The following is a 21,844-nucleotide window of genomic DNA, read 5'->3' on the forward strand; positions in this document are numbered from 1 at the left end:
GACCCCACCAAAACATTGACCAGCACCTATTATCGGTCGGGTAAATGCCTGGTGATCTGAACCATCGGGCATGGCTTTCACGGGGAGGCTCCGATCGTGTTCAGTCGTACCCTGCTGTGGATTCCGCGCGCCCGATGGTTGGCGCTCCTCTGCATCCTGACCCTGGTCGTCACCTTGGCGCCGCCCGCGAAGGTGGCCCGCGCCCAGGTCGCGCCGGTGCCGACGGCCAGCCCCGGCCCCGGTCCGGTAGACCGGCCGCTGCCCGACTCGGTCCGGCCCGACAAGGAATTCCCGCCGGACAAACGCCCGCCCGTGGTGCCGCCGGGCACCGCCGCGCAGGGCGAACCGAACCGGCTCTCGGCCGCCGAGTGGGCCCGGGTGCCCAAGCCCGGCGTCGCCCGCGCCTCCGCCGAGGACGAGGTCTTCGACAACCTGCTGCTCCGGTCCGGCTTCGCGCTCGGCGAGACCTCGGTCGTCGCCTACTTCGACGTGGCCGGCGAGGAACAGCCCTGGACCTCCTGGAAGGCGACGCTCTACGACGCCGAGTCCCGTACCGAACAGGCGTCGACCACGCTCGGCAAGGACGAGCTGGAGCGGGCCCGGTGCACCGGGCAGCGCCAGTACTGCCGGTCGTTCGGCACCAGGGAAGGCTGGGTGCTCGACCCGGCCAAGGACTACTACCTCACCGCCACCGCGATCTTCGACGACGGCCGGGAAATCATCTCCGAGCCGTCGGACAACGCGAAGCCGCGTACGACCATCGAGCCGCCGGCCATCCCGGCCGGTCAGGCCGCCGGCTGCGGCTGTGGCAACGCGCTCGGCCTGACCGCCGCCGGTCAGGCGGTACGCGGCATCGGCGTGAACACCGCCACCGGCGCGTTCATCCGGGTCGAGCCGGACCTCGGCATGGCCTCGTTCGGCATCCCGTTCTCCTCGTCCCGTACCTACTCCTCGGCGAGCCCGGCCGGCGGTCCGTTCGGTCCCGGCTGGGCCTGGTCCTACGGGATGACCGTCACCGAGTCGGCCGACGGCGTGGTGGTCCGGGCCGAGGACGGTGCCGAGGCGCTCTACCGACTCGACGGCGAGAGCTACCGGCGCCCGCCGGGCGTCCGGTCGAACCTGCGCCGGATCGCGGACGGCTGGGAACTCGTCACACCCTCGCAGATCACCCACCGCTTCGACGCGCAGGGCCGGCTGGTCTCGGTCGCGAACGCGCGTGGCATGGGGACGCGGCTCGCGTACACCGCGACCGGGGTGACCGTCACGGACGCCTCCGGGCGCGAGGTGAAGGTCAAGGTGGACGCCGGCCTGATCCGGGAGATCCGGCTGCCGGACGGCCGCCAGACGCAGTACTACTACACCGGCACGGTGCTGACCGCGGTGAAGGACGCGCGCGGTTACCACTGGAAGTACACCTACGGCGCCAACGGGCTGCTGACCGAGGTCATGAACCCGCAGCGGATCGTCGAACTGCGCAACGAGTACGGCGCCGACAACCGGGTGGTGCGCCAGACCGACGCGCTCGGCAAGGCGACCACCTTCGAGTGGAGGGCGGCGGAACAGGAGGCGCTGACCGTCGACCCGGACGCGGTGAAGGTCTACGACGGCTACCGGGGCAACGTGCTGGTCTACACCCAGCGCGGCAACGGTGACGCCGAGAACCACCGCTACGACGGCTCGCTCAACCGCCCGCTGGTGGTCAACGCCAAGCACAGCCAGCACGAGGCGACCTTCGACGACGCCGGCAACCGCATCTCGCAGACCGCGCCGAGATCGCTCAACTTCGGCACGAAGACGAAGTACGACGCCCGGAACAACCCGACCGAGCACACCGACGCGAACGGCAACGTCTGGACGGACACGTACAACGAGTTCGACGAGCTGGTCGAGAGCGTCGACGCCGAGAAGAACAAAATCACCTACGCGTACGACGAGCGTGGTCTGCTGGTCAGCCAGACCGACCCGCGCGGCAAGGTGACCCGGTACGAGAACCTGCCGGTGGGGGACCACAACTCGGGCCTGCTCAAGGCGGTTGTCTCGCCGGAGGGGCGCCGTTCCGAGGTCGGCTACGACCGGACCGGGCGGGGAATCCTGTCCGTCGATCCGCGCGGCACGGTCCGGCACGCCGACCGCGACGACTACACCACCCGGTACGAGTTCGACGCCCAGGACCGGCCCACCGTCGTGCGCCAGCCGGGCAAGCGCGGGGTGGTGCGGACCAGCTACGACGAGGTTGGCCGGACCAGGACGCAGACGACCCAGCTCGACGCGCGCACCGAGTACCGCTACTTCGACAACGGGCTGCTCCGCTCGGTCAGCGACTCCCGGCGTACCACCTCGTACACCTACACCGACGCGGGGCGACGCGCTTCGGCGCGGGTGGAGATGAAGCACGAGCCGGACCTGGTCACCACGTACGCGTACAACGCGAAGGGGTTGCTGAACAAGGTCACCTCGCCGCGCGGCAACGTACCCGGGGCGAACCCGGCGGACTTCACCACCACCTACCACTACGACGCCAACGACAACCCGCTCCGGGTCGAGCGCCCGTATCCGGGGGGCCGTACGGTCAGCCGGGACATCAGCGTCGACGAGTTGGACCGGACCAGGACCAGGACCGACGAGCACAACAAGACCTCGCAGTTCGACCGGGACAACACCGGCAACGTCACCGCCGTCAGCGACAACCTGGGCCGGACCTCCCGGATGGAGTACGACCGGAACGGGCGCCAGACCTCGATCCGGGACGCGGGCACGAACACCTCGCGATTCGAGTACGACGAGGCCGGCAACAAGATCAAGCAGATAGCCGCCACCGGTGGCATCAGCACCTGGGAGTACGACGGCGACGGTCTCCTCGTCGCCGCGACCGAGCCGCGCGGCAACGTCGAGGGTGCGGACAAGGAGCGGTTCACCAGCCACCACGAGTACGACCTGGCCGGTAACCGGGTCAAGAGCATCGACCCGCTGGACCACGTCACGTCCTACCACTACGACGCGAACAACCGGCTGGTCTCGGTCACCGACGCGAAGGACCGCACCACGCACTACACGTACCGGGAGGACGACCTTCCCCGTACGGTGCACACCCCGGACAGCCCGTACGACCCGCGCGAGCCGGCCGACCGGTCCACCGTCTACGACTACTACGAGGACGGCCTGCCCTCGTCCGTGCGGGACCCGAACGGCCACCGGACCTCGGTAGAGTACGACGAGGCCGGACGGGCGACCAGCAGCACGGACCCGCTCGGCCGGGTCACTGAGGTCAGTTACGACGCCGAGGGCAACCCGGTCTCCACCATCACCCTCGGAGAGCGTGAGCGCCTGTCACCGCAGGAGCGGGCCCGCCGGACCGCGGTGGACACCTACGACATCGTCGGCCGCCGGGAGACGCGGGCGCTCGGCAGCGGGGGGCCCAGGTACACCTGGGGCTACGACGCCAAGGACCGGACCACCGAGTACGGCGACCCGACCGGCGTACGCACCGTCGTCTACGACGACGAGGACCAGATCGACAAGGTGACCCGTAACGAACCCGCCACCAACCTGGTGGAGGAGTTCGACTACGACTACGACGTGCGGGGCAACATCACCCTGCGCGCCTACCCGGACGGCACCCGGATCACCGCCGACTACGACGGGGACAGCCGGATCACCTCGTTGACCGCCTCCGGTGGCTCGGCCGGCGCGGTCGCCTCCACCTGGCGGTTCGGCTACGACGTCGCCGGCCGCCGGACCAGCACCACGCTGCCGACGCCGACCGGGCTGATCGAGCAGCGCGGCTACGACGACGCCGGTCGCCTGACCAGCATCGGCACCACCCGCGCCCCGGCACCCGAGCAGTTCACGCTGCCCGCCGCCGAACCGGGCGGTGCCGCCGCCGGTGACGACCGGCCGAAGCCACCGACCGACGTGACCGCACAGCCGGGCGCCGGCCTGGCGGTGGTCTCGTGGAAGCCGTCGAAGGAGCACGGGCACGACGACGTCGCCGGCTACACGGTCACCGCGCAGCCCGGCGGCAAGTCGGTCACCGTCGGCCCGACCGCGAGCAGCGCGATCGTCAACGGGCTCGACGCGGGTGTCGCGTACACCTTCACCGTCACCGCCCACGACCGGTACGGCGCCGGTGCGCCGTCCGTCGCCTCGGCCCCGGTGGTGCCGGTGGCGCTGCCCCAGGACCCGATCTCGGCCTACCAGCTCGACCTGGACGAGGTGGGCAACCCGACGAAGGTGGTGACCACCCGGGGCGGCGTCTCGGAGACGGTCGCCTACGCCTACGACAAGGTCGATCGGCTCACCTCGGCCTGTTACGCGGTCGATTCGTGCGGCGGCAGGACCAAGCCGGTCGGGCGGATCGACTACGAGTACGACCTGGTCGGCAACCGGACCAGCCAGAAGCGCACCGGGAACGCCGGTGACGACACCACCACCTACCAGTACGACGCCGCCGACCAGCTCACCAAGCAGGTGATCCGGGAGCCGAAGCACGTCACGACCACCGAGTACGCGTACGACCTGAACGGCAACCAGATCCGGTCCGGCACCGACAGGTTCGAGTACAACCTCGACAGCTCGCTGGCCAAGGCAACGGTCAACGGCCGGGTGGCGACGTTCGCGTACGACGCCACCGGGTTGAGGTTGACCACCACCACCGATCCCGGCGAGCAGGCACAGACGCAACGCTGGTCGTGGGACGTCAACGGCACCCTGCCCCAGATCGCCGTCGACACGGTGACCAACTCCACCGGCCAGACGATCGAGAAGCGGGACTTCGCCTACGGCCCGGATGACGAACCGCTGGCACTGCTGGACGGGGCGGCCGGGGTGCATTCCTACACCCACGACTCGCTCGGTGGTGTGGCGAACATGCTCTCGCCGACCGGAACGCCGCTGGTCGGCTACGACTACGACCCGTTCGGCAACCCCCGTGCCGGCCCGACCCTGGCCGGTCAGGGCGGTCAGGAGCACTCGCCCAGCGGCTCGGGTGGGCAGGGGCCGGGCACCCAGGCGAGCGCCCCGGAGAACCCGATGCAGTTCGCCGGGGCCTACCAGGATTCCAGTTCCGGCAACGGCAACTACTACCTGCGGGCCAGGAACTACAACCCGGAGACCGGGAGGTTCTCCTCGGCCGACCCAATGCCCCAGGGGGGTGCGGCGACCTCGGCCTACACGTACGGGGACAACAACCCGACCTCGTACACCGACCCGACCGGGGCGACCCCGGAAGCGGCTGCCACCGGGGCGGGGGAGACCGGGCCGAGTCCGGAGGACGTGGCCAAGGCCCAGCAGTTGCAGAGCAAGAGTGTGTTGGACATCGTCCTGGAGGCCGGTGGCCAGATCCTGATGGAGTTCCTCGGGATCAACGACATTCTCAACTGCATCAAGGGTGACCTGGGCGCCTGCGTATCGATGGTGATCGGCGCGTTGCCCTGGGGCAAGATCTTCAAGGCGAAGAAGATCGCCGAAGCGATCTTCCGGGCCGGCAAGGCCGTCGTCACCTTCTTCCAGGAAATCAAGTGGGCCCGTGCCATTCTCCAGGGCGCGGAGCAGGCGGCTCAGGCTGCGAAGGCGGCTGCGGCGAGAGCGGCGGCAGAGGCTGCGGCGAAGGCGGCAGCGGCCAAGGCCGCAGCTGAGACGGCAGCCAGACGGGCCGCCGCCGCCGCTGCGGCCAAGGCGAAGGCAGCGGCGGCGAAGGCCAAGGCCGCGACGAAGAAGAAGCCGGACTGCAAGGACAGCTTCGTCGCCGGCACGCCCGTCGTGCTCGCGGACGGCAGTCGCGTGCCGATCGAGCGGGTGCGGTCTGGCGACACCGTGCTCGCCACCGACCCGGAGACCGGCCGGACCGAGGCACGGCAGGTGACCCACACCATCCGTACCGACGACGACAAGGCGTATGTCGAGGTCACCGTCAAGGGCGAGGATGGCAAGGGGCAGGCGCTCACCACCACCGACCACCATCCGTTCTGGTCGGTGACGCAGGGCCGCTGGGTGGAGGCCGGAGATCTACAGCCCGGGGAACTCTTGCGTACCTCCGCGGGCACCTACGCGCAGGTCGGTGCGATCCGGCACTACCAGGCAGAGCAGGTCACCTACAACCTGACCGTCGACGGCATCCACACGTACTATGTGGTCGCAGGCGACACGCCGGTCCTTGTGCACAACGTCGGGGGCCTGCCGTCCGCGCCAGGGCTCATCGACGTGGGCGTGAGTGGGCCGTCCTGCCCGCTGTCGACCCGCGGTGAGTACTACAACATGAGCACGGCCACGAAAAAGGGTAAGCCCGCTCTGACGCCGGACGAGGTGCAGAACCTGCACGACTACGCGCGAGGCTCGAATAGGTGGCTGGAGGCGAACGGCCCGCAGGTCGTGCAGTCGACCAGGTTGTTGCAGGCAGATATGCGCGCTGCCATCGAAGCGGAGCGGAGGACCAACCCCGGCAGCTATCCGGCGGGATGGGTGCCGGGCCACATGCCGGACACGGGAGTGACTGGTATGGCGAATCCGCCGTCGTGGTTGCCCTCCCCATCGAGGGCAAATAGCATCGCGGGCGGTGGCCTCAGCTCCCGGATCGGGAAGACTCTGCGAGGCTTCCTCGTTGACGGCGTGTACATCACGTGATGCGGTGAGGGGATGCGATGAGCGGAGACGTTCTCCGACGTCTGCGAGGGTTGGAACTTGCAGATGTGGGACAGGCTCTAGACGATTCTGATCGAACGGAGACGCTCCTGGGAGAGCTGCCGAGCGTTTACGCGGCAGCTCTCCGCATCGCAAACGGATTCACGGTTCACAGCGGCATGAACCGCGTGTTCGGGATCCGTGCGGACCCGCACATGGATCTCCGGTCCTGGAACGAGGAGGAAGGTTGGCGATTCGCCTGGGGTGGAAAGGCGGATCCCTCCTTCCTCATGTTCGGCGAGACTGCGTTCGGAGATCAGTACGCGCTGCGTTGGACCGGAAGTTCCTACGAAGACGTTGTCTACCTCCTCGATGTGAATCTTTTGAGTGTGCGGCCCATCTTCGACTCGTTTGCACACTTCTTGGATCAGGAGATCGTGCAGAATGCACTGAGTCCCTCCCATCCGGTGGCGGTGGCCTGTGTCGGCAAATTCGGCCGCGTGTCCCCTGACGAGAATGTTGTCCTTACTCCTTCCCTCCTGCTGGGCGGGTACGAGGATGTTTCGAACATGGTGAAGATCGAGAGTTACACGGCGATGATTTATGGGGGCGACATCTACACGGCAGTGGTGTCGGCACCCGACGAGGCCGCCGTCGTGGGCGTGGAGCCCTGGGTCGATGACGTCGGCCGGCAAAGATTGCGTGTCGTATTCGCGGAGGAAGCCTGAGCACCTCCACGGCGCCCCTTGCCGGAGTGGTCCCGGGAACGAACTACCGGCTCGGTCGGTGTTCGGCTACAGATGGGGGGTCGAGGCGAAAGCCTCGACCCCCCACCCGTTGGTGGCGCAGCAGGGCGCTAGCTGTTGATGGTGAACGTGTCCCCGTAGACCTGCCAGGTCAGCGGCGTGTTCAGGTCGAGGTTGCCGTTGCGCAGGAAGACCCGTTGCGCGGTGTCGACGCGGCTGGTGTCGCTGTGCGCCTCCTCGGTCTTCATCGCGGCCACCCGTGCGTCGAGGAACGCGTTGAGGTAGTCGACCTCACTGCCGCCCTGCGCCGGCGTACGGGCGACCCGCATCGCGGCGGCGCGGATGCCGCCGAAGCTGACCGCGCTGTTGCCGGGGCCGTGCATGACGATGGCGTCGTAGTAGGCGAACTGCCCGAGGGCGCGCAGCCCGTCCTGCTTGGCCTGGTTCACCGACGGGTTGAAGTAGGTCCCGTCCCGTTCGGCGTCCTGCGCCGCCTGGAACACCGGATCCTGGGCGGCCGTACGCCAGTCGGCGGGAAAGTTGGGGTCGAGCCCGGCGTGGGAGTCGGACCCGTTCACGTTGCGCAGCGCCGGCAGGTACTTGGCCAGCACGTTGTTCGGTGACTGGTTGGTGTAACGCTGCACCACCTGGAGCATGTCCCCGGTGCCGGAGCAGAAACCGATGATCCCGGCGGTGTAGCCGCGCCCGTCCCGGATGTCCTCGATGTAGCGGTACTGCGCCCGCCAGTCCAGTGAGGAGTTCTCCGCGCTGGACACCAGTTGCATGGCGATGTCCTTCTTGTGGGGGTCGGTCAGGTCCACCCCACCGGGCGTGCTGGGGGTGGGGGTGGGCGTACCGCCGCCGGAGCCGGCGCCGTAGACGGTCAGTTCCCAGAGCGAGTAGCCGTACGGGGTGCCCCGGCTGGTGCCGTACATCCGGAGGTAACGCCCGGTGCCGGTGAGCCCGGTCAGGTCGTCCACCCCGCCGTTGCCGCTGCTCGTGGAGTAGATGGTGGTCCAGGTCGTCCCGTCGGCCGAGGTCTGGATCTGGTACGCGCTGCCGTACGCGGCCTCCCAGTCCAGCTTGACGTGCGTGATCGTACGGGTGCCGCCGAGGTCCACGCGGAGCCACTGCGGGTCGACGCCCCCGGCGCTGGCCCACCGGGTGCCGGTGGACCCGTCGACCGCGTTCGCCGGGCCGAGCGTCGAGGTTTCCGTCGAGGAACTGGTGGTCGGGCGACCCTGGGAGAGCACGGTCTCGGCCGCGCTGGCGGAGTTGCCCCAGACCAGCGGCAGCGTGGCCGTCACCGCCGTCGCTACCGTGGCAGCGGCGAAACCGGCCGTTCTACGTGGACTTTTCACCTGATCTCCCCAAGAAAACTGTTAAGACTGTTTACATCTCGTAGGGAACCACTCCCGTCGATCCGGGTCAACCCACCAAAGCTGGACTTAATACTCGTACCCGGTCCCGGTATCCCGTACGCGCCGGGCCCGGCGGTCCCGGAACGAACGCTGCCCCGGTCGATGACCGGGGCAGCGTTCCGGGGCGGGGTGGGCGCCACGCGGTTCAGTGGGTCTCAGTACCGCTTGATGATTCCCGGCAGGATCTTCTCGGCCAGCCGGATGTCGGTGAAGTACTCGCGGCAGGGTGACTCCAGGGCGCCGGTGTAGTGGTCGCTGCCGCCGCCACCGCCGCCGCTGTGGATGCCCTTGGCGATGATCTTCCCGGCGGAGTTGATGGTGAAGATCGGGCCGCCGGAGTCACCGGGCGCGGTGCAGTGGCCGTGCTTGGTGCCCTTGGTCATGTTGCGGGCGACGGTCCCGTCGCTGTACTTGACCGTCACGTTGACCGAGGTCACCTTCCAGTTGCAGATGGTGCCCTTGGTGCTGCCGCCGGTGCAGTAGTGGTCCCCGGTCTTCGGGGCCCGCGACGAGATCCCGCCCACGACGCGACTCGTGCTGGAGGTCGGGCCGCCGGTGTACACCCGCGGGAAGGTCGAGTAGCCGCTGTTCATCTTGACCAGCGACAGGTCCCCGCTGTAGTACGACGCGCCGTTGATCTTCGTCGAGCCGCTGGCGTTCGCCCAGTTGTCGTCGATCACCTTGCCGACCGCGGACGAGTACCCGTTCATGTAGACGTTCTGGTTGAGGCTGGTGCAGTGCCCCGCGGTGATGAAATAGCGCTGGCCCTCGTGGGTCCAGGAGAACCCGATCGTGCAGCCGTCCGGGCCCATCCGCGCGCCACCGTAGAACGGGCTGGTGTCGTTGTGCCGGGCCTGGATCTCGCCCGCGTTCTCGCCGGGAGTGAGCCGCAGCGCCACCATCCGCGTTCCGTACCGCACGGCCAGGGCCAGACGCATGCCCTGGGTGACGCCGGATGCCTCGACCACCACCCGGTTTCCGGGTGCGTCGATGTAGGCGGAGTACATGTGCTCGGAACCGGCCAGGCCGGCGGACAACACCTCGTCGCGCGCCGCGGCGAGCTGGGCGAGGCTGTACGTCACCCGCGGGGTCGCGGGGTAGTAGAGCACCGGGAAGGCCGGTACGTCGGCCGCACGCGGTGCGGACAGCGGCGCCACGGCATCGGTCTCCTTGACCGACGACTCGCCCGGCACACTCTCGTCCACGCCCTGCTCGTCCGGATCGACCGACGGGACCGCGATGCTGCCGGCGGCGTAGGCCACCTTCGTCGGACTCGCCGTGGTGAGCACCGGGGCGGCCACCCGACCGGTCAGCGCGTCGTAGTAGGGCGGCGCGAGGTCGGTCGGATCGGCCTCGGCACGGGCCTCCGCCGTCTCCAGCGCGGCCGCGTCCCGGGCCGACAGCTCGGTCAGCCCGTCGCCCAGGTCGGCGGTGAAGACCGCCACCGCGGTATCGGTGGCGGCGGCGTCCTCGGTCACCTCCGTGTCGGCGCTGGCCACCCCGGGCAGGGCTAGCACCACGCCGGACGCAAGCAGTCCGAGCACCAGGGCTCGGGCCATCGCCGGCCGCATTCGTACCCTCATACAGATTCCTCCCGTGGGGCGGGTCCACATCGGACCGCCGTTGGTGACAGCATGCGGAGCGCCAGTGGGTCGGGAGTTGAACAGAATCTTGACAAGCAGGTGAGGGTCACGCAGGGTGCAAATCTTGAACGACGTGAATGTTCGTCTGCTCGGCAGTGCCGATGGTTCGATCCGACCGCAGCAACGCCTGGTGCTGGCCGCGCTCGCCGTCGACGCCGGCCGGCTGGTGCCCTGGGACGTCCTGGTCGACCGGGTCTGGGGCGAGGACCCACCGGCCCGGGCCCGGCAGACGTTGTACACCCACATTGCCAGGATCAGGAAGTCCGCGCCGGTGAGCCGGGTCGCCGGCGGCTACCTGCTCGACATCGACCCGGACCGGGTCGACCTGCACCTGTTCAGCCGCCTGGTCGAGCGGGCGGGATCGACACCGGTCGGATCCGGGCACGGAGGACCCGACGAACCCGAACGTGCCGACACACTGCGCCGCGCGCTGGAGTTGTGGCGCGGCGAGCCGCTGGCCGGGCTGCCCGGCGACTGGGCCGGGCGCACCCGTGAGCAGTGGCGGCAGCGCCACCTGGAGGCCGTCGCCGCGTGGGCACAGGCCGAGCTGGATCGGAACAACCCGCAGCCGACCCTGCGTCCACTGACCGCGCTCGTCGACGAGCACCCGCTGGTCGAACCACTGGTGGCAACACTCATCCGGGCACTGCACCTGGTCGGGCGTACCGCCCAGGCGCTGGAGCGGTACGTCGCGTACCGCAGCCGGCTCGCCGACGAACTCGGCATCGACCCCGGTACCGAAATGCTGGAACTGCACCGGCTGCTGGTGAGCGAACCGGCGCCGGCACCACCGGCGGACCGGGTGTTCGCCGAACCGGCCACCGTACCGGCGCAGTTGCCCGCGGCGGTCACCGGCTTCGTCGGACGGCACCGCCCCCTCGCCCGGCTCGACGCGCTCGCCGACACCCGCGCCGGGGTGGCGATCCTCATCGGCATGGCGGGGGTGGGCAAGACCGCACTTGCCGTGCACTGGGGCCGGGAGTCGCGGGCACGCTTCCCGGACGGGCAGCTCTACCTCAACCTGCGCGGCTTCGAAACGGACCAGGCCGTGGTGCAGTCGTCGACCGCGCTGCGGATCCTGCTGGAGACGTTGGGCGTACCGGCGCAGCGCATCCCGGTCGAACCGCAGTCCCAGGTGGGGCTCTACCGGAGCCTGCTGGCGAACAAGCGGATGCTGGTGCTGCTCGACAACGTGCGCGATGTCGAACAGGTACGACTGCTGCTGCCCGGTGCACCCGACTGCTTCGTCATCATCACCAGCCGCGATCAGCTCACCGGGCTGATCGCGAAGATCGGTGCCCATCCCGTACCGCTGGAGCCGCTGGACCAGCAGGAGGCGCGCGACCTGCTGGCGGTACGCCTGGGCGAGCGGGTCGCCGCCCAACCCGAGGCGGTCGGGCGGATCGTGCAACGGTGTGCCCGGCTGCCGTTGGCGCTGGCGATAGCGGCAGCCCGCGCCGCCGTACAACCCGACCTGCCGCTCGCCGCGCTCGCCGACGACATGTACGCCGAGACCGTGCTCGACTCCTTCGCCGCCGATCCGGGCACCGACCTGCGGGCCACCTTCTCCTGGTCGTACCGGGGACTCGGTGCGCCGGCCGCCCGGATGTTCCGGTTGCTCGGGGCGCACGTCGGGCCGGACATCTCGCTGGCGCTGGCGGCGAGCATGGCCGGGGTCGGCCTGACCGACGCACAGCACCTGCTGCGGGAGCTGACCCGGGCCCAACTGCTGATGATCGCCTGCGCACCGCAGCGCTGGGTCTTCCACGACCTACTCAAGGCGTACGCCGCCGAACTGCTCGACGACACCGAGCGGGCGTACGCCACCGTGCGCCTGCTTGACCACTGCCTGTACCACGCCCTGCGGGCCGCCGCCCGGCTCGAACCGAACCGGAAGCTGATCACCGTCGCACCGGTGTCGCCGACCCCGGCCGGACCGGCGCCGGCCAGCCTCGACACGGCCATGAGCTGGATGCAGGCCGAACATGCGGTGGTCGAGGCGGCGGTCGCACGGGCCGAACGCGACGGCTACGACACCCACGCCTGGCAACTCGCCTGGACCCTGTTCACCTACCACCGACGGCAGGGGATGGTTCGGGAGTGGGTGGACTGCCAGCGGACAGCGGTACGGGCCGCGGCCCGCGCCGGTGACCCGGTCGGGCAGGCGAACGCCCACTACCAGTTGGCCGCCGCGCAGTTCCGGTACGGCTGCCACGACTCGGCCGAGCAGAACGTACGGCAGGCACTGCGCCACTACGGCGACCTCGCCGACCACTACGGGCTCGCCAGCAGCCACTATCTGGTCACCAACCAACGGGAGGCGACCGGCGACTTCGCCGGGGCACTGGAGCACGCCGACGCGGTGTACCGGCACTACCGGTTGGCCGGGCATCTCGCCGGGCAGGGCCGGGCGCTCTGCGCCATGGGCTACTACCAGGCGAGACTGGGCCGGTACGAGGCTGGGCTGGTGCAGTGTCGTGCGGCGTTGACCCTGCTGCGCGAGGCGCGTGACGTCACCGGGGAGGCGTTCACCTGGCACAGCCTCGGCTACATCCACCAGCAGCGCGAGGAACCGGACGCGGCGGTGGCCGCGTACGGGACGGCGGTGGCCATCCACCAGGAGCTCGACGACCGTAACAATCTCGCGCCGACGCTGGAACACCTGGGTGACGCGCAGTTGGCCGCCGGTGACCCGGTGGCGGCGGGGGTGAGTTGGCGGCGGGCGCTGGACCTGCTGACCGGGTTGGGGCGCGCCGACGCCAGCGGCCTGGGGGCAAAACTCGACCGGCTGACCGGTACGGCCATCCACCGGTAATCATCCCGACGGCGGCGACACAGGACAGGGTGAAGGTCGCCGACGAGTTGGGAGTTCGGATGGGTCCACCGCACAGACGCGACGAGAGCTGGTTCACCGGGATCTACACCGACCACTACGCCCACATCGTCAGCTACGGGCAGCGGCGGCTCGGCGACCCGGAGGCGTCGGCCGAACTCGCCCAGGAGGTCTTCGTGATCGCCTGGCGGCGCCGCGCCGAGGTGCCGGCCCGCACCCTGCCCTGGCTGTACGGGGTGGCCCGGCGACTGCTGGCGAACCACTGGCGGGCCCGGCGGGCCGCGCCGGACGTACTGCCGATCGTCGACGAGGAACGGCTCTGGCAACCGGTCCCGTCCGGACCCGAGGCGAGCGTCGCCGTCACCGACCTCCGCGCCGCGCTCGGCACCCTCACCGACCTCGACCAGGAGATCCTCCGCCTGGTCGGCTGGGAGGAACTGACCGTGTCCGAGGCCGCCCAGGTCCTCGGGTGCACCCGTACGACCGCTGCGGTGCGGTTGCACCGCGCCCGGAAGCGACTGACCGCCGCGATAACCGCCCGGAAGGCCCGGCCCGCGCCACAGCCGGCGCCGGCCCGGTCCTGAGAGGAACCGTCATGTTCGGAGAACAGCAAACCCGTACCCTGCTCGGACCGGCCGACCCGGTCCGGCCCGGCACCGTCGCGCCGCCCCGGCTCTCGGCGCACGACCTGATCGTCCTCGCCGAGGCCGCGCCCGCACCGGTCGGTGACCGTCGGGCCACCCGCCCGACCCGCCGGCTTGTCCTGTCGGCGGGCGCCGTGGTCGCGCTGGCCGCCGCCGGAACCGTCGTCTACACCTCCGACGACCGAATCGTGCAGGTGCCGAACATCGTCGACCGGCCCGGGGAGGCCGGCCCGGGGAGCGCGACGGCTCCGGGGAGCCGGGTGCTGGTGCCGATCGCGTACCAGTTCGCCGAGAGCACCACCCCGGCCGCCGCCGAACTGCGCGCCCTCGCCGGACGCCTCGAAGACGCGCCGTACGAGAACAGCACCGGCAGGTACGCCTACCACTCCTCGAAGTCGTGGGGTGATCCGCTGATGGGGAAGGGTCCCTATGTGATGGGGATGGTCAGCGAGCTCAAAATCTGGCAGGCGGCAGACGGGTCGGGAAAGCAGATCCGGACCGAACTCGACCCGGAGTTCCCGGACGAGGCGTCCCGCGACTACTGGACCCGCAACCCGCCGCAGCCGAACAAGAAGTTCCCGGAGGCCGGCGGTGCCGACTCGCTGCCGCCGATCGAGATCCCGCCGCTGCCGGCGGACCGCGCGGGCCTGTCGGACCTGCTCAAGGTCGAGCACGGCGCCGGCGCCGTGAGCAAGGAGACCATGACCGTGTACGGGCGCTACGTCGTCCCGCGCCGGATCCGGGCGGAGATCCTGCGGGTGCTGGCCGACGTACCCGGTTTCCTGTGGCGGGGTGAGGTGACCGACCGGGTCGGACGGCCGGGACTGGCCATCACCTTCGACGACCGCGTACACGACCAGCAGCACCTCCTGATCTTCAACAGGAGGACCGGAGAACTCACCGCCCACGAACTCGTGCTGCTGGACCCGATCCAGATCACCAGCTACACAACCCTCCTCGACACCGGCCGTACCAACACCCCCGGCTGACCCCGCACCCCCTCCTCGGCGATCTTGCAGTTGTGGTGCCTCATAAAAGCGGTCAATCCGGCATCCTGGGCGCCACAACTGCAAGATCAACGGGGTGGGGGTGGGGGACGGGGCGGGTGCGGTCGATCTCGTGGGCGGGGTAGGGGGTGGTGCGGGCGGTGCCGTGGAGGTGCCAGTAGAAGTCGTTCAGGACGGCGGTGACTGGGGCGTGGCGGTGGATGATCGCGGCGGCGGTCGGGGGGAGGTTTGCGGGGGGCTCGCCTTCGGCGTACCGGCGGATCAGTTCGTTGCGTTCGGCGGCGGTGAACCGGCCCTCGACGGTCGGGCCGACCAGGGTGGTGACCAGCCAGTTGACCAGCGTCGTCACCGCGTACGCGGCGTCGTGGCTCGCGTTCGTGGCGAGGAAGTCCCGCTCGGCGGGGGACAGGTCGAACCGGGGTGAGGTCGCCAGGCCGAAATCGGCGAGGTAGAGCCGCCGGCCGTCGGTGAGGATGTTGCGAAAGTGCGGGTCGAAGTGCGCCAACCCGTTGCCGTTCATGAAGGCGACGTCGGCGATCAGGTTCCGTTCCACCATCACGCAGGCCGCCTCGATCGCGTCGCTGCCGAGGGCGACCTGTTCGGTCAGCCAGGCGTCCAGCGTCTGCGGCAGAGGTTCGAGGAACAGCACCACGGTGGCGGTGGACCTGGCCGTCGCCAGCAGCCGTTCCCGTACGGCCGACGAACCGCCCCAGTACGCGACCGTCGCCTCCACGTCGAGGTGTTCCTCCGGCGTCGGCAACACCCCCGGCAGTACGCGCCAGTGGTACATCAGCGGGAAGCTCCCGCTCTGCCCGCTGAGCACCCAGTTCGTCGTCATGACGTTCGCGGCCAGTTCACGCCAGACGCCGAAGCTCGGGCCACCGACGCCGTACTGGTTCGCGGTGGGAAGTTGGAACATGTTCGCGGTGGACCTGAGGTTGCCGGGCTGCCGTTCCAGGTCGGTCAGGGGTACGCGCTTCGCGAAGACCGGTACGCCCTCGACCTCCAGTGCCACGGCCGAGCCTCCGATACCGGCGACGATCGGCGGCGCGTCGTCCACCAGCGCGCCGAGTTGCCGGTCACCGAGCAGTGCCAGGGCGGTGGAGACGATTGAATATCTGCGCAGCCGGGCGGAGTGGGACATGCCGGAAGTCTATGGAGTCGGATCGATAGATAATGGCCGGCGAATTCACCGGGGCCAGCCCTGCGAGCGGGGGAGACGAGTGCGGTCAGCGGCCCTTGGCCGTGGTGACGAACGCCTGCCATGCCGTGGGGTCGAAGGTGAGGACGGGGCCCTGGCGGTCCTTGCTGTCGCGTACGCCGACGATGCCGCGCAGGTTGTCGGCCACCTCGACGCAGGTGTTGCCACCGTTGGACGAGCGGGTGGACGTGCGCCAGGTGGCGCCGGTCAGTTCCATGTCTGGGCCACTTCCTTGATCAGGTTGATGGACTGCCGGTGGGGCAGTGCCTCGCTCCGAATACGCTCCCATGTCTCCTGGAGAGTCGCAACGTCCCCGTGATGGCTGACGACCTGGCCGCGAAGTTGGTTGTCCAGGTAGGCCACCCAGCCCCCGCCGTCCTCGAAGCCGGCGAGCAGGAACGGGCCGTTCAGGCCGACGTGTACGCCGACCTCGTACGGCACCACGTGGAGGTCGACCTGCGGTAGTTCGGCCACAGTGACCAGGTGGTCGAGTTGCTCGGCCATCACCGTGGGGTCGCCGACCCGCCGGTGCAGGGTCGCCTGGTCCAGCACGGCGATGAGTTGCGCCGGGTCCTCGCGGGTGATGACGCACTGCCGTTCCAGTCGCGCCGTGACCCGGCGGTCCACCTCCGCCTGCTTGAGCGGGCGACCGGAGAGGATGACGGCGCGGGCGTACGCCTCGGTCTGGAGCAGGCCCGGCACCAGGTTCGGCTCGAACGTGCGGAAGAGTTTCGCCTCCTGCTCGGCCTCCCGCCAGGGGCGGAACCAGGTCGGCTCACCTTCGCGCAGGGCGATCTTCAAAAGCTGGACCAGTAGGCCGCTGGTTTGTAATACCTCGTCCACCCGCTTCAGGAACGGCACGTCCAGCGGTCGGGTGCCCACCTCCACCGCGCTGATCGACGAGGCCGAAAAGTTGATTTTCTTGCCGAACTCCTCCTGGTTCAGTCCGGCGGAGGTACGCAGCCGCCGTAGCTGGAATCGGATCAGATCCATGGTCGGGGTGTCGGTCGTCATATCGCCTCCCGTGATTGCCGCCGGTATGGGGGACGACCGTAGTGGGCTGCGGCCCGAACGGGTGACCGACTGCCCGGTAGTCGACAAGGAAGTCCTTTGTTGGGGCAGGACGGTGGCAGCGCGGTGGCAATGTGTGGCGTGGTTGTGGAATCGGTACGAAGTGGGCGGGGGCCGGTTGCCTGCTCGTCTGTGAGTCCTGGTCATGTTTGGTGCAAACTCCCGCCGGGCAAACCTGGCCGCAACCGAAACATGAACGAGAGGTGGCCCGAGGGTGTCCAAGGAGACCGAGAAGCAGCGCTGGCAGCGCAACTTCGCCGATCTGCTCCAGGAGTTGAGGGTCGCACAGACCGGCGTGCAGATCCTGTTCGCGTTCCTGCTCACGCTCCCGTTCAGCAACGGCTTCCCGGACACGAGCCAGTTCCAGAAGGACGTGTACGTGGTGGCGCTGCTCGCCGCCGCCGCCGCGACCGCGCTGATCATCTCGCCGGTTGCGTTCCACCGGGCGTTGTTCCGCCAGGGTCGCAAGCCCGAGCTGGTGCTCTTCGCGCACAGCATGGCCACCGGTGGGCTGGGCTTCATGCTGATCGCGATGGTCAGCTCGGTACTGCTGATCACCGACTTCGTCCTGCCCCGCCCGATCGCGTTCGTGTTGAGCGGGTTGACCGCGCTCTGGTTCCTGGTCTTCTGGGCCGGGCTGCCGTACCTGCGTCGCAAGTGGGGCGAGGACGAGGACGAGGACGAGGACGCAGCGGAGGACGACAGTCCGCGGGTGCTGCCGGGGAGCTGACCGGGGCGGCGACACGGTTTCGGAGCGTCACCGGCCGATGCCGAAGAGTTGAGTCAGATTCACTAAAAAAACTATCGCGGTTGGGGTAGATATTCCTCGCCGGGCAGGGTAACGTTCCTGGTGTCGAGAGAGCACGATCAACAAAGACGCGGACGGACTGACCGGCACGCGAGGACGCGACCGGCAGGAAGAAGTTGGGGCCAGGCACCTGAACAGGGCTCCGGCTTGATCGAGTGTCGTCGGAAGTGCATGGGGCCAGGTGTTTGCTAGGGGCTCCGGCAGCGACAGACACCGCAGTAGTAGCAAGGTAGGTAGTAAGTAGTGGTAGCAAGGTAAGTGGAAGTAACGGTTAGTAGGAACAGCAAGGTAAGTAGAGGAATCAGAGGAAAGGGGAGGGAAAGACACCGTTGGATCGCCCGTCGGCGACGCTCTTGTGCGTCGGACGGACACCGTAGTCCCATCGGAACGAAAGGTGGTCTCCGGTCACGATTATGCGATCCTCGCACCGCCAGCCGCTTCAGACGGCCGGTGCGCACACGAGAGACCGGCGTCAGCGTCGGTAAATGGTGTTCAACCCAAGACCCTGGGCCCCGGTGCTTCGGCACCGGGGCCCTCGTGACGCGGAGGTGCAATGGGTCAAGACCCGAACACGACGTTCGACGACGAGCACTACCCCGCCTACACCATGGGCCGGGCCGCCGAGATGCTCGGGATCACCCCGGGATTCCTGCGCAGCCTGGACGAGGCGAAACTGATCGAACCCCAACGCTCGGCCGGCGGCCACCGCCGATACTCTCGCTACCAGTTGCGCCTCGCCGCGCGGGCGCGGGAACTGGTCGACCAGGGCACCGCACTCGACGCGGCCTGCCGGATCATCATCCTCGAAGACCAACTCGAGGAAGCGCTGCGGATCAACGAGGAACTGCGCGGACGCGAGTGACCGATCCCGGTACGCCGACCGTTCGGCGTACCGGCACAGGTGCCGTTCGTTGCCGGAAATCCTGGGGAGTGCACGAACCTACCGCTGGGTAACAGAGCGCAGTAGCGTTGTCCGTGCAGGGCAACGCGGGCTTGCACCGTACCTCGCCTAGGGGGTTGCCATGACCACCACGCAGAACGACCGGCCGATGGCGGACGGCGCCGACGAACCGGGGCCGACCAGTTCGAAGGACGGAGCCGGACCACTGCCCAAGGAGGCCGGTCAGGTCTCCGAAAAGGAGGCCCGCCAGGTCGCCGAGGCGGCCCGGCAGACCGACTGGGGCAAACCGAGCTTCGGCAAGGAACTCTTCCTCGGCCGGTTCCGGCTCGACCTGATCGACCCGTGGCCGCGAACCGACCCGGACCGCGCCGGCAAGGCCGAGGAGTTCCTCGCCCGGCTCGACACCTACGTGCGCACCGAGGTCGACGGCGCCCGGATCGAACGCGACGCGAAGATCCCGGACGAGGTGTTCCACGGGCTGGCCCGGCTCGGCGCCTTCGGGATGAAAATCGACGAGGAGTACGGCGGCCTCGGGCTGTCGAACCTGCACTACTGCCGGGCCCTGACCCTCGCCGGGTCGGCCAGCCCGGCGATCGGGGCGCTGCTCTCCGCCCACCAGTCGATCGGTGTGCCGCAGCCGTTGAAGATGTTCGGTTCCGACGAGCAGAAGCAGCGTTTCCTGCCCCGGCTCGCCGCCGGTGAGGTGTCCGCGTTCCTGCTCACCGAGCCCGACGTCGGCTCCGACCCGGCCCGGGTCGGCACCACCGCCGAACCCACCGAGGACGGCACCGGGTACCGGCTCAACGGGGTCAAGCTCTGGGCCACCAACGGCACCGTCGCCACCCTGCTCGTGGTGATGGCCCGGGTTCCGGCCGCCGAGGGTCGGCGTGGCGGGATCACCGCGTTCGTGGTCGAGGGCGACTCGCCGGGCATCACCGTGGAACGGCGCAACGAGTTCCTCGGCCTGCGCGGGCTGGAGAACAGCGTTACCCGGTTCCACGACGTCTTCGTGCCGAACGAGAACGTCATCGGCGCTGAGGGCAAGGGGCTGAAGATCGCCCTGACCACGCTCAATACCGGACGGCTGTCGCTGCCCGCGATGTGTGTCGGTGCCGCCAAGTGGTCACTCAACGTGGCCCGCGAATGGTCCGCCGAGCGGATCCAGTGGGGGCGCCCGGTCGGGCAGCACGAGGCGGTGGCGAAGAAACTCTCCTTCATCGCCGCCAGCACGTACGGCCTGGAGACGATGCTCGACCTCTGCTGCCTGCTCGCCGACGACAACCGTAACGACATCCGGATCGAAGCGGCCCTGGTCAAGCTCTACGCCAGCGAGATCGCCTGGCAGATCGGCGACGAACTGGTCCAGATCCGGGGCGGGCGGGGTTACGAGACCGCGGACTCGATCGCCGCCCGAGGTGAACGCGCCGCCGGTGTCGAACAGCTCCTGCGCGACCTGCGGATCAACCGGATCTTCGAGGGCTCCACCGAGATCATGCACCTGCTGATCGCCCGCGAGGCGGTCGACGCCCACCTCGCCGTCGCCGGAGACATCATCGATCCCGACGCCGGACTCGGCCGCAAGGCCCGCGCCGCAGCCACCGCCGGCGCCTTCTACGCGAGGTGGCTGCCGACGCTCACCGTCGGTCGCGGTCAGCAACCCACCTCGTACGCCGAGTTCGGCCCGTTGGCCCAGCACCTGCGTTACGTCGAGCGGTCCTCCCGGAAGCTGGCCCGGTCGACCTTCTACGCGATGTCCCGCTGGCAGGGCAAACTCGAACGCAAGCAGGCGTTCCTCGGCCGGATCGTGGACATCGGCGCGGAACTGTTCGCGATGGCGGCGGTCGCCGTCCGGGCCCGCGCCGAATCCGAGCAGCGCCCCGAGGGCGTCGAACTGGCCGACCTGTTCTGCCGTCAGGCCCGGTCCAGGGCCGAGATCCTGTTCCACACGCTCTGGGAGAACACCGACTCGGTCGACGTGGCGGCGGCCAAGCGGATCCTCACCGGCCGGTACGCGTTCGTCGAGGACGGTGTGATCACCCCGGCCGCCGAGCGGGACTGGGTCGCCGCCTGGGAGCCGGGCCCGTCGACCGTGCCGGACGTACGCCGCCGCATCCCACCGGACCCGTCCACGACGACCCAGCCGGGGACCGGGGAACTGCTACCAGACGATCAGGATGACCAGGGCGACCACGGCCAGGTTGAGCGGGATCAGGAGCAGGTAGGCGAACCGGGGGATGCCCCGACCCCGCTGGGCGGCCCAGAGCAGGGCAGCCGCGTAGAGCAGCAGAAGGACGCTCAGTAGGCCCAGCAGGATACGCACAGTTGTCGACTCTATCGACCGACACGCAGGCCGAGGCGCCTGAGTTCCAGGGCGGCCAGCGCATCGACGGTGGATTCGTCGCCGCGTCGCCACGCCTCGGCCACGTCCGGATCGATCTTCGTGAGCTGGCGCAGCGGCTGGTTGGTCAGCGCCCGCAGCGCCAGCAGGTCCCGTCCGGCCGGTGCGTTGCGCAACGAGGTCGCCGCGTTGGCCCGGCGGATCCACCGCAGCCGCAGCGGCAACCAGCCGAGCAGCACCAGGGCGAGCGGGAAGACGAGGGCGAGCAGGGCCAGCGTGAGAGCCAGGTCGGCGACCTGTTCCTGCTGGTTGTGACCGGCTTCGGCGAGCGACCGGGCGGCGTCGGCCGCCCGGTCGAACGGGCCGGTCAGGTCGTCGCCGACCAGTGGCGTACGACCGATCTTGTCGCTCGTCTCGCTGAAGTTCCGGGCCAGGTCGGTGCCGGCGCCCTCCAGCTTCTGGCCCGGAACAGCGAGCTTCTGGATCAGGTCGTGGAGCCACATCGAGAACCGGATCGACAGGTACACCCAGGCGATCACGAGGAGATCGGTGAAAACCTGCCGGGCGGCTTTGGGAAAACGGTCAGCGTAAATCTTCACGCCGGCCAGGGTGCCAC

13 protein-coding genes and 1 pseudogene are annotated in these 21,844 nt (G+C 69.1%); 8 read left to right on the forward strand and 6 right to left on the reverse strand.

All coding sequences use genetic code 11. The features are described 5' to 3' along the window. Positions 1 to 96 precede the first annotated feature (96 nt). Positions 97 to 6,618 carry a polymorphic toxin-type HINT domain-containing protein gene (locus tag ACWEFB_RS04810; RefSeq protein ID WP_452282282.1) on the forward strand — a complete coding sequence of 2,174 codons (6,522 nt, stop codon included), beginning with the start codon at positions 97 to 99 and terminating at the stop codon, positions 6,616 to 6,618. Positions 6,619 to 6,635: 17 nt separating this feature from the next. Beyond that, positions 6,636 to 7,343: an SMI1/KNR4 family protein gene (locus ACWEFB_RS04815; RefSeq protein ID WP_452282284.1), complete on the forward strand. Its 708-nt coding sequence runs from the start codon at positions 6,636 to 6,638 to the stop codon at positions 7,341 to 7,343. Between the two features lie 128 nt (positions 7,344 to 7,471). Here the strand turns inward: ACWEFB_RS04815 and ACWEFB_RS04820 are convergent, their stop codons facing one another. Together ACWEFB_RS04820 and ACWEFB_RS04825 are read right to left on the reverse strand one after the other, a co-directional pair. After that, a complete protein-coding gene (locus ACWEFB_RS04820) occupies positions 7,472 to 8,668 on the reverse strand; it encodes a chitosanase (RefSeq protein ID WP_452282286.1) in 1,197 nt (398 codons plus the stop codon). Between the two features lie 269 nt (positions 8,669 to 8,937). Beyond that, positions 8,938 to 10,365 carry a trypsin-like serine protease gene (locus ACWEFB_RS04825; RefSeq protein ID WP_452282288.1) on the reverse strand — a complete coding sequence of 476 codons (1,428 nt, stop codon included), beginning with the start codon at positions 10,363 to 10,365 and terminating at the stop codon, positions 8,938 to 8,940. 133 nt (positions 10,366 to 10,498) lie between these two features. Here ACWEFB_RS04825 and ACWEFB_RS04830 point away from each other — a divergent pair, with 133 nt between their 5' ends. From ACWEFB_RS04830 to ACWEFB_RS04840, 3 genes are read left to right on the forward strand one after another with little or no spacing between them, the layout of a single operon-like run. Then, a complete protein-coding gene (locus tag ACWEFB_RS04830) occupies positions 10,499 to 13,240 on the forward strand; it encodes a BTAD domain-containing putative transcriptional regulator (protein ID WP_452282776.1) in 2,742 nt (913 codons plus the stop codon). Positions 13,241 to 13,299: 59 nt separating this feature from the next. Further along, on the forward strand, positions 13,300 to 13,842 hold the full coding sequence (locus ACWEFB_RS04835) for an RNA polymerase sigma factor (protein ID WP_452282290.1): 543 nt from the start codon (positions 13,300 to 13,302) through the stop codon (positions 13,840 to 13,842). An 11-nt stretch (positions 13,843 to 13,853) separates the two neighbouring features. Then, a complete protein-coding gene (locus tag ACWEFB_RS04840) occupies positions 13,854 to 14,891 on the forward strand; it encodes a CU044_5270 family protein (RefSeq protein WP_452282292.1) in 1,038 nt (345 codons plus the stop codon). A 52-nt stretch (positions 14,892 to 14,943) separates the two neighbouring features. On the opposite strand, the gene ACWEFB_RS04845 is transcribed toward ACWEFB_RS04840, so the two are convergent. The 3 genes from ACWEFB_RS04845 to ACWEFB_RS04855 form a co-directional block, all read right to left on the reverse strand. Beyond that, the gene (locus ACWEFB_RS04845; protein ID WP_452282294.1) at positions 14,944 to 16,053 is read right to left on the reverse strand and encodes a serine/threonine protein phosphatase; all 1,110 of its coding nucleotides are present in this window, start codon (positions 16,051 to 16,053) and stop codon (positions 14,944 to 14,946) included. Between the two features lie 85 nt (positions 16,054 to 16,138). After that, complete coding sequence (locus ACWEFB_RS04850) at positions 16,139 to 16,327, reverse strand: DUF397 domain-containing protein (protein ID WP_452282296.1); 189 nt, start codon at positions 16,325 to 16,327, stop codon at positions 16,139 to 16,141. Continuing rightward, entirely contained in the window at positions 16,318 to 17,103 is a 786-nt protein-coding gene (locus ACWEFB_RS04855; RefSeq protein WP_452282298.1) for a helix-turn-helix domain-containing protein, read from the reverse strand. Before ACWEFB_RS04855 ends, ACWEFB_RS04850 begins: the two co-directional genes overlap by 10 nt. A gap of 292 nt (positions 17,104 to 17,395) precedes the next feature. Here ACWEFB_RS04855 and ACWEFB_RS04860 point away from each other — a divergent pair, with 292 nt between their 5' ends. The 3 genes and pseudogenes from ACWEFB_RS04860 to ACWEFB_RS04870 all read left to right on the forward strand — a co-directional run. Further along, positions 17,396 to 17,911: a DUF6328 family protein gene (locus ACWEFB_RS04860; RefSeq protein ID WP_452282300.1), complete on the forward strand. Its 516-nt coding sequence runs from the start codon at positions 17,396 to 17,398 to the stop codon at positions 17,909 to 17,911. Positions 17,912 to 18,542: 631 nt separating this feature from the next. Next, a complete protein-coding gene (locus ACWEFB_RS04865) occupies positions 18,543 to 18,851 on the forward strand; it encodes a MerR family transcriptional regulator (RefSeq protein ID WP_326556321.1) in 309 nt (102 codons plus the stop codon). A gap of 160 nt (positions 18,852 to 19,011) precedes the next feature. Continuing rightward, a pseudogene (locus ACWEFB_RS04870) lies at positions 19,012 to 21,009 on the forward strand (acyl-CoA dehydrogenase family protein); the annotation flags it as partial. A gap of 212 nt (positions 21,010 to 21,221) precedes the next feature. On the opposite strand, the gene ACWEFB_RS04875 reads toward ACWEFB_RS04870, so the two are convergent. After that, on the reverse strand, positions 21,222 to 21,827 hold the full coding sequence (locus ACWEFB_RS04875) for a hypothetical protein (protein ID WP_452282302.1): 606 nt from the start codon (positions 21,825 to 21,827) through the stop codon (positions 21,222 to 21,224). Between the last annotated feature and the right edge of the window lie 17 nt (positions 21,828 to 21,844).

This window comes from Micromonospora sp. NPDC004704, from assembly GCF_053601675.1.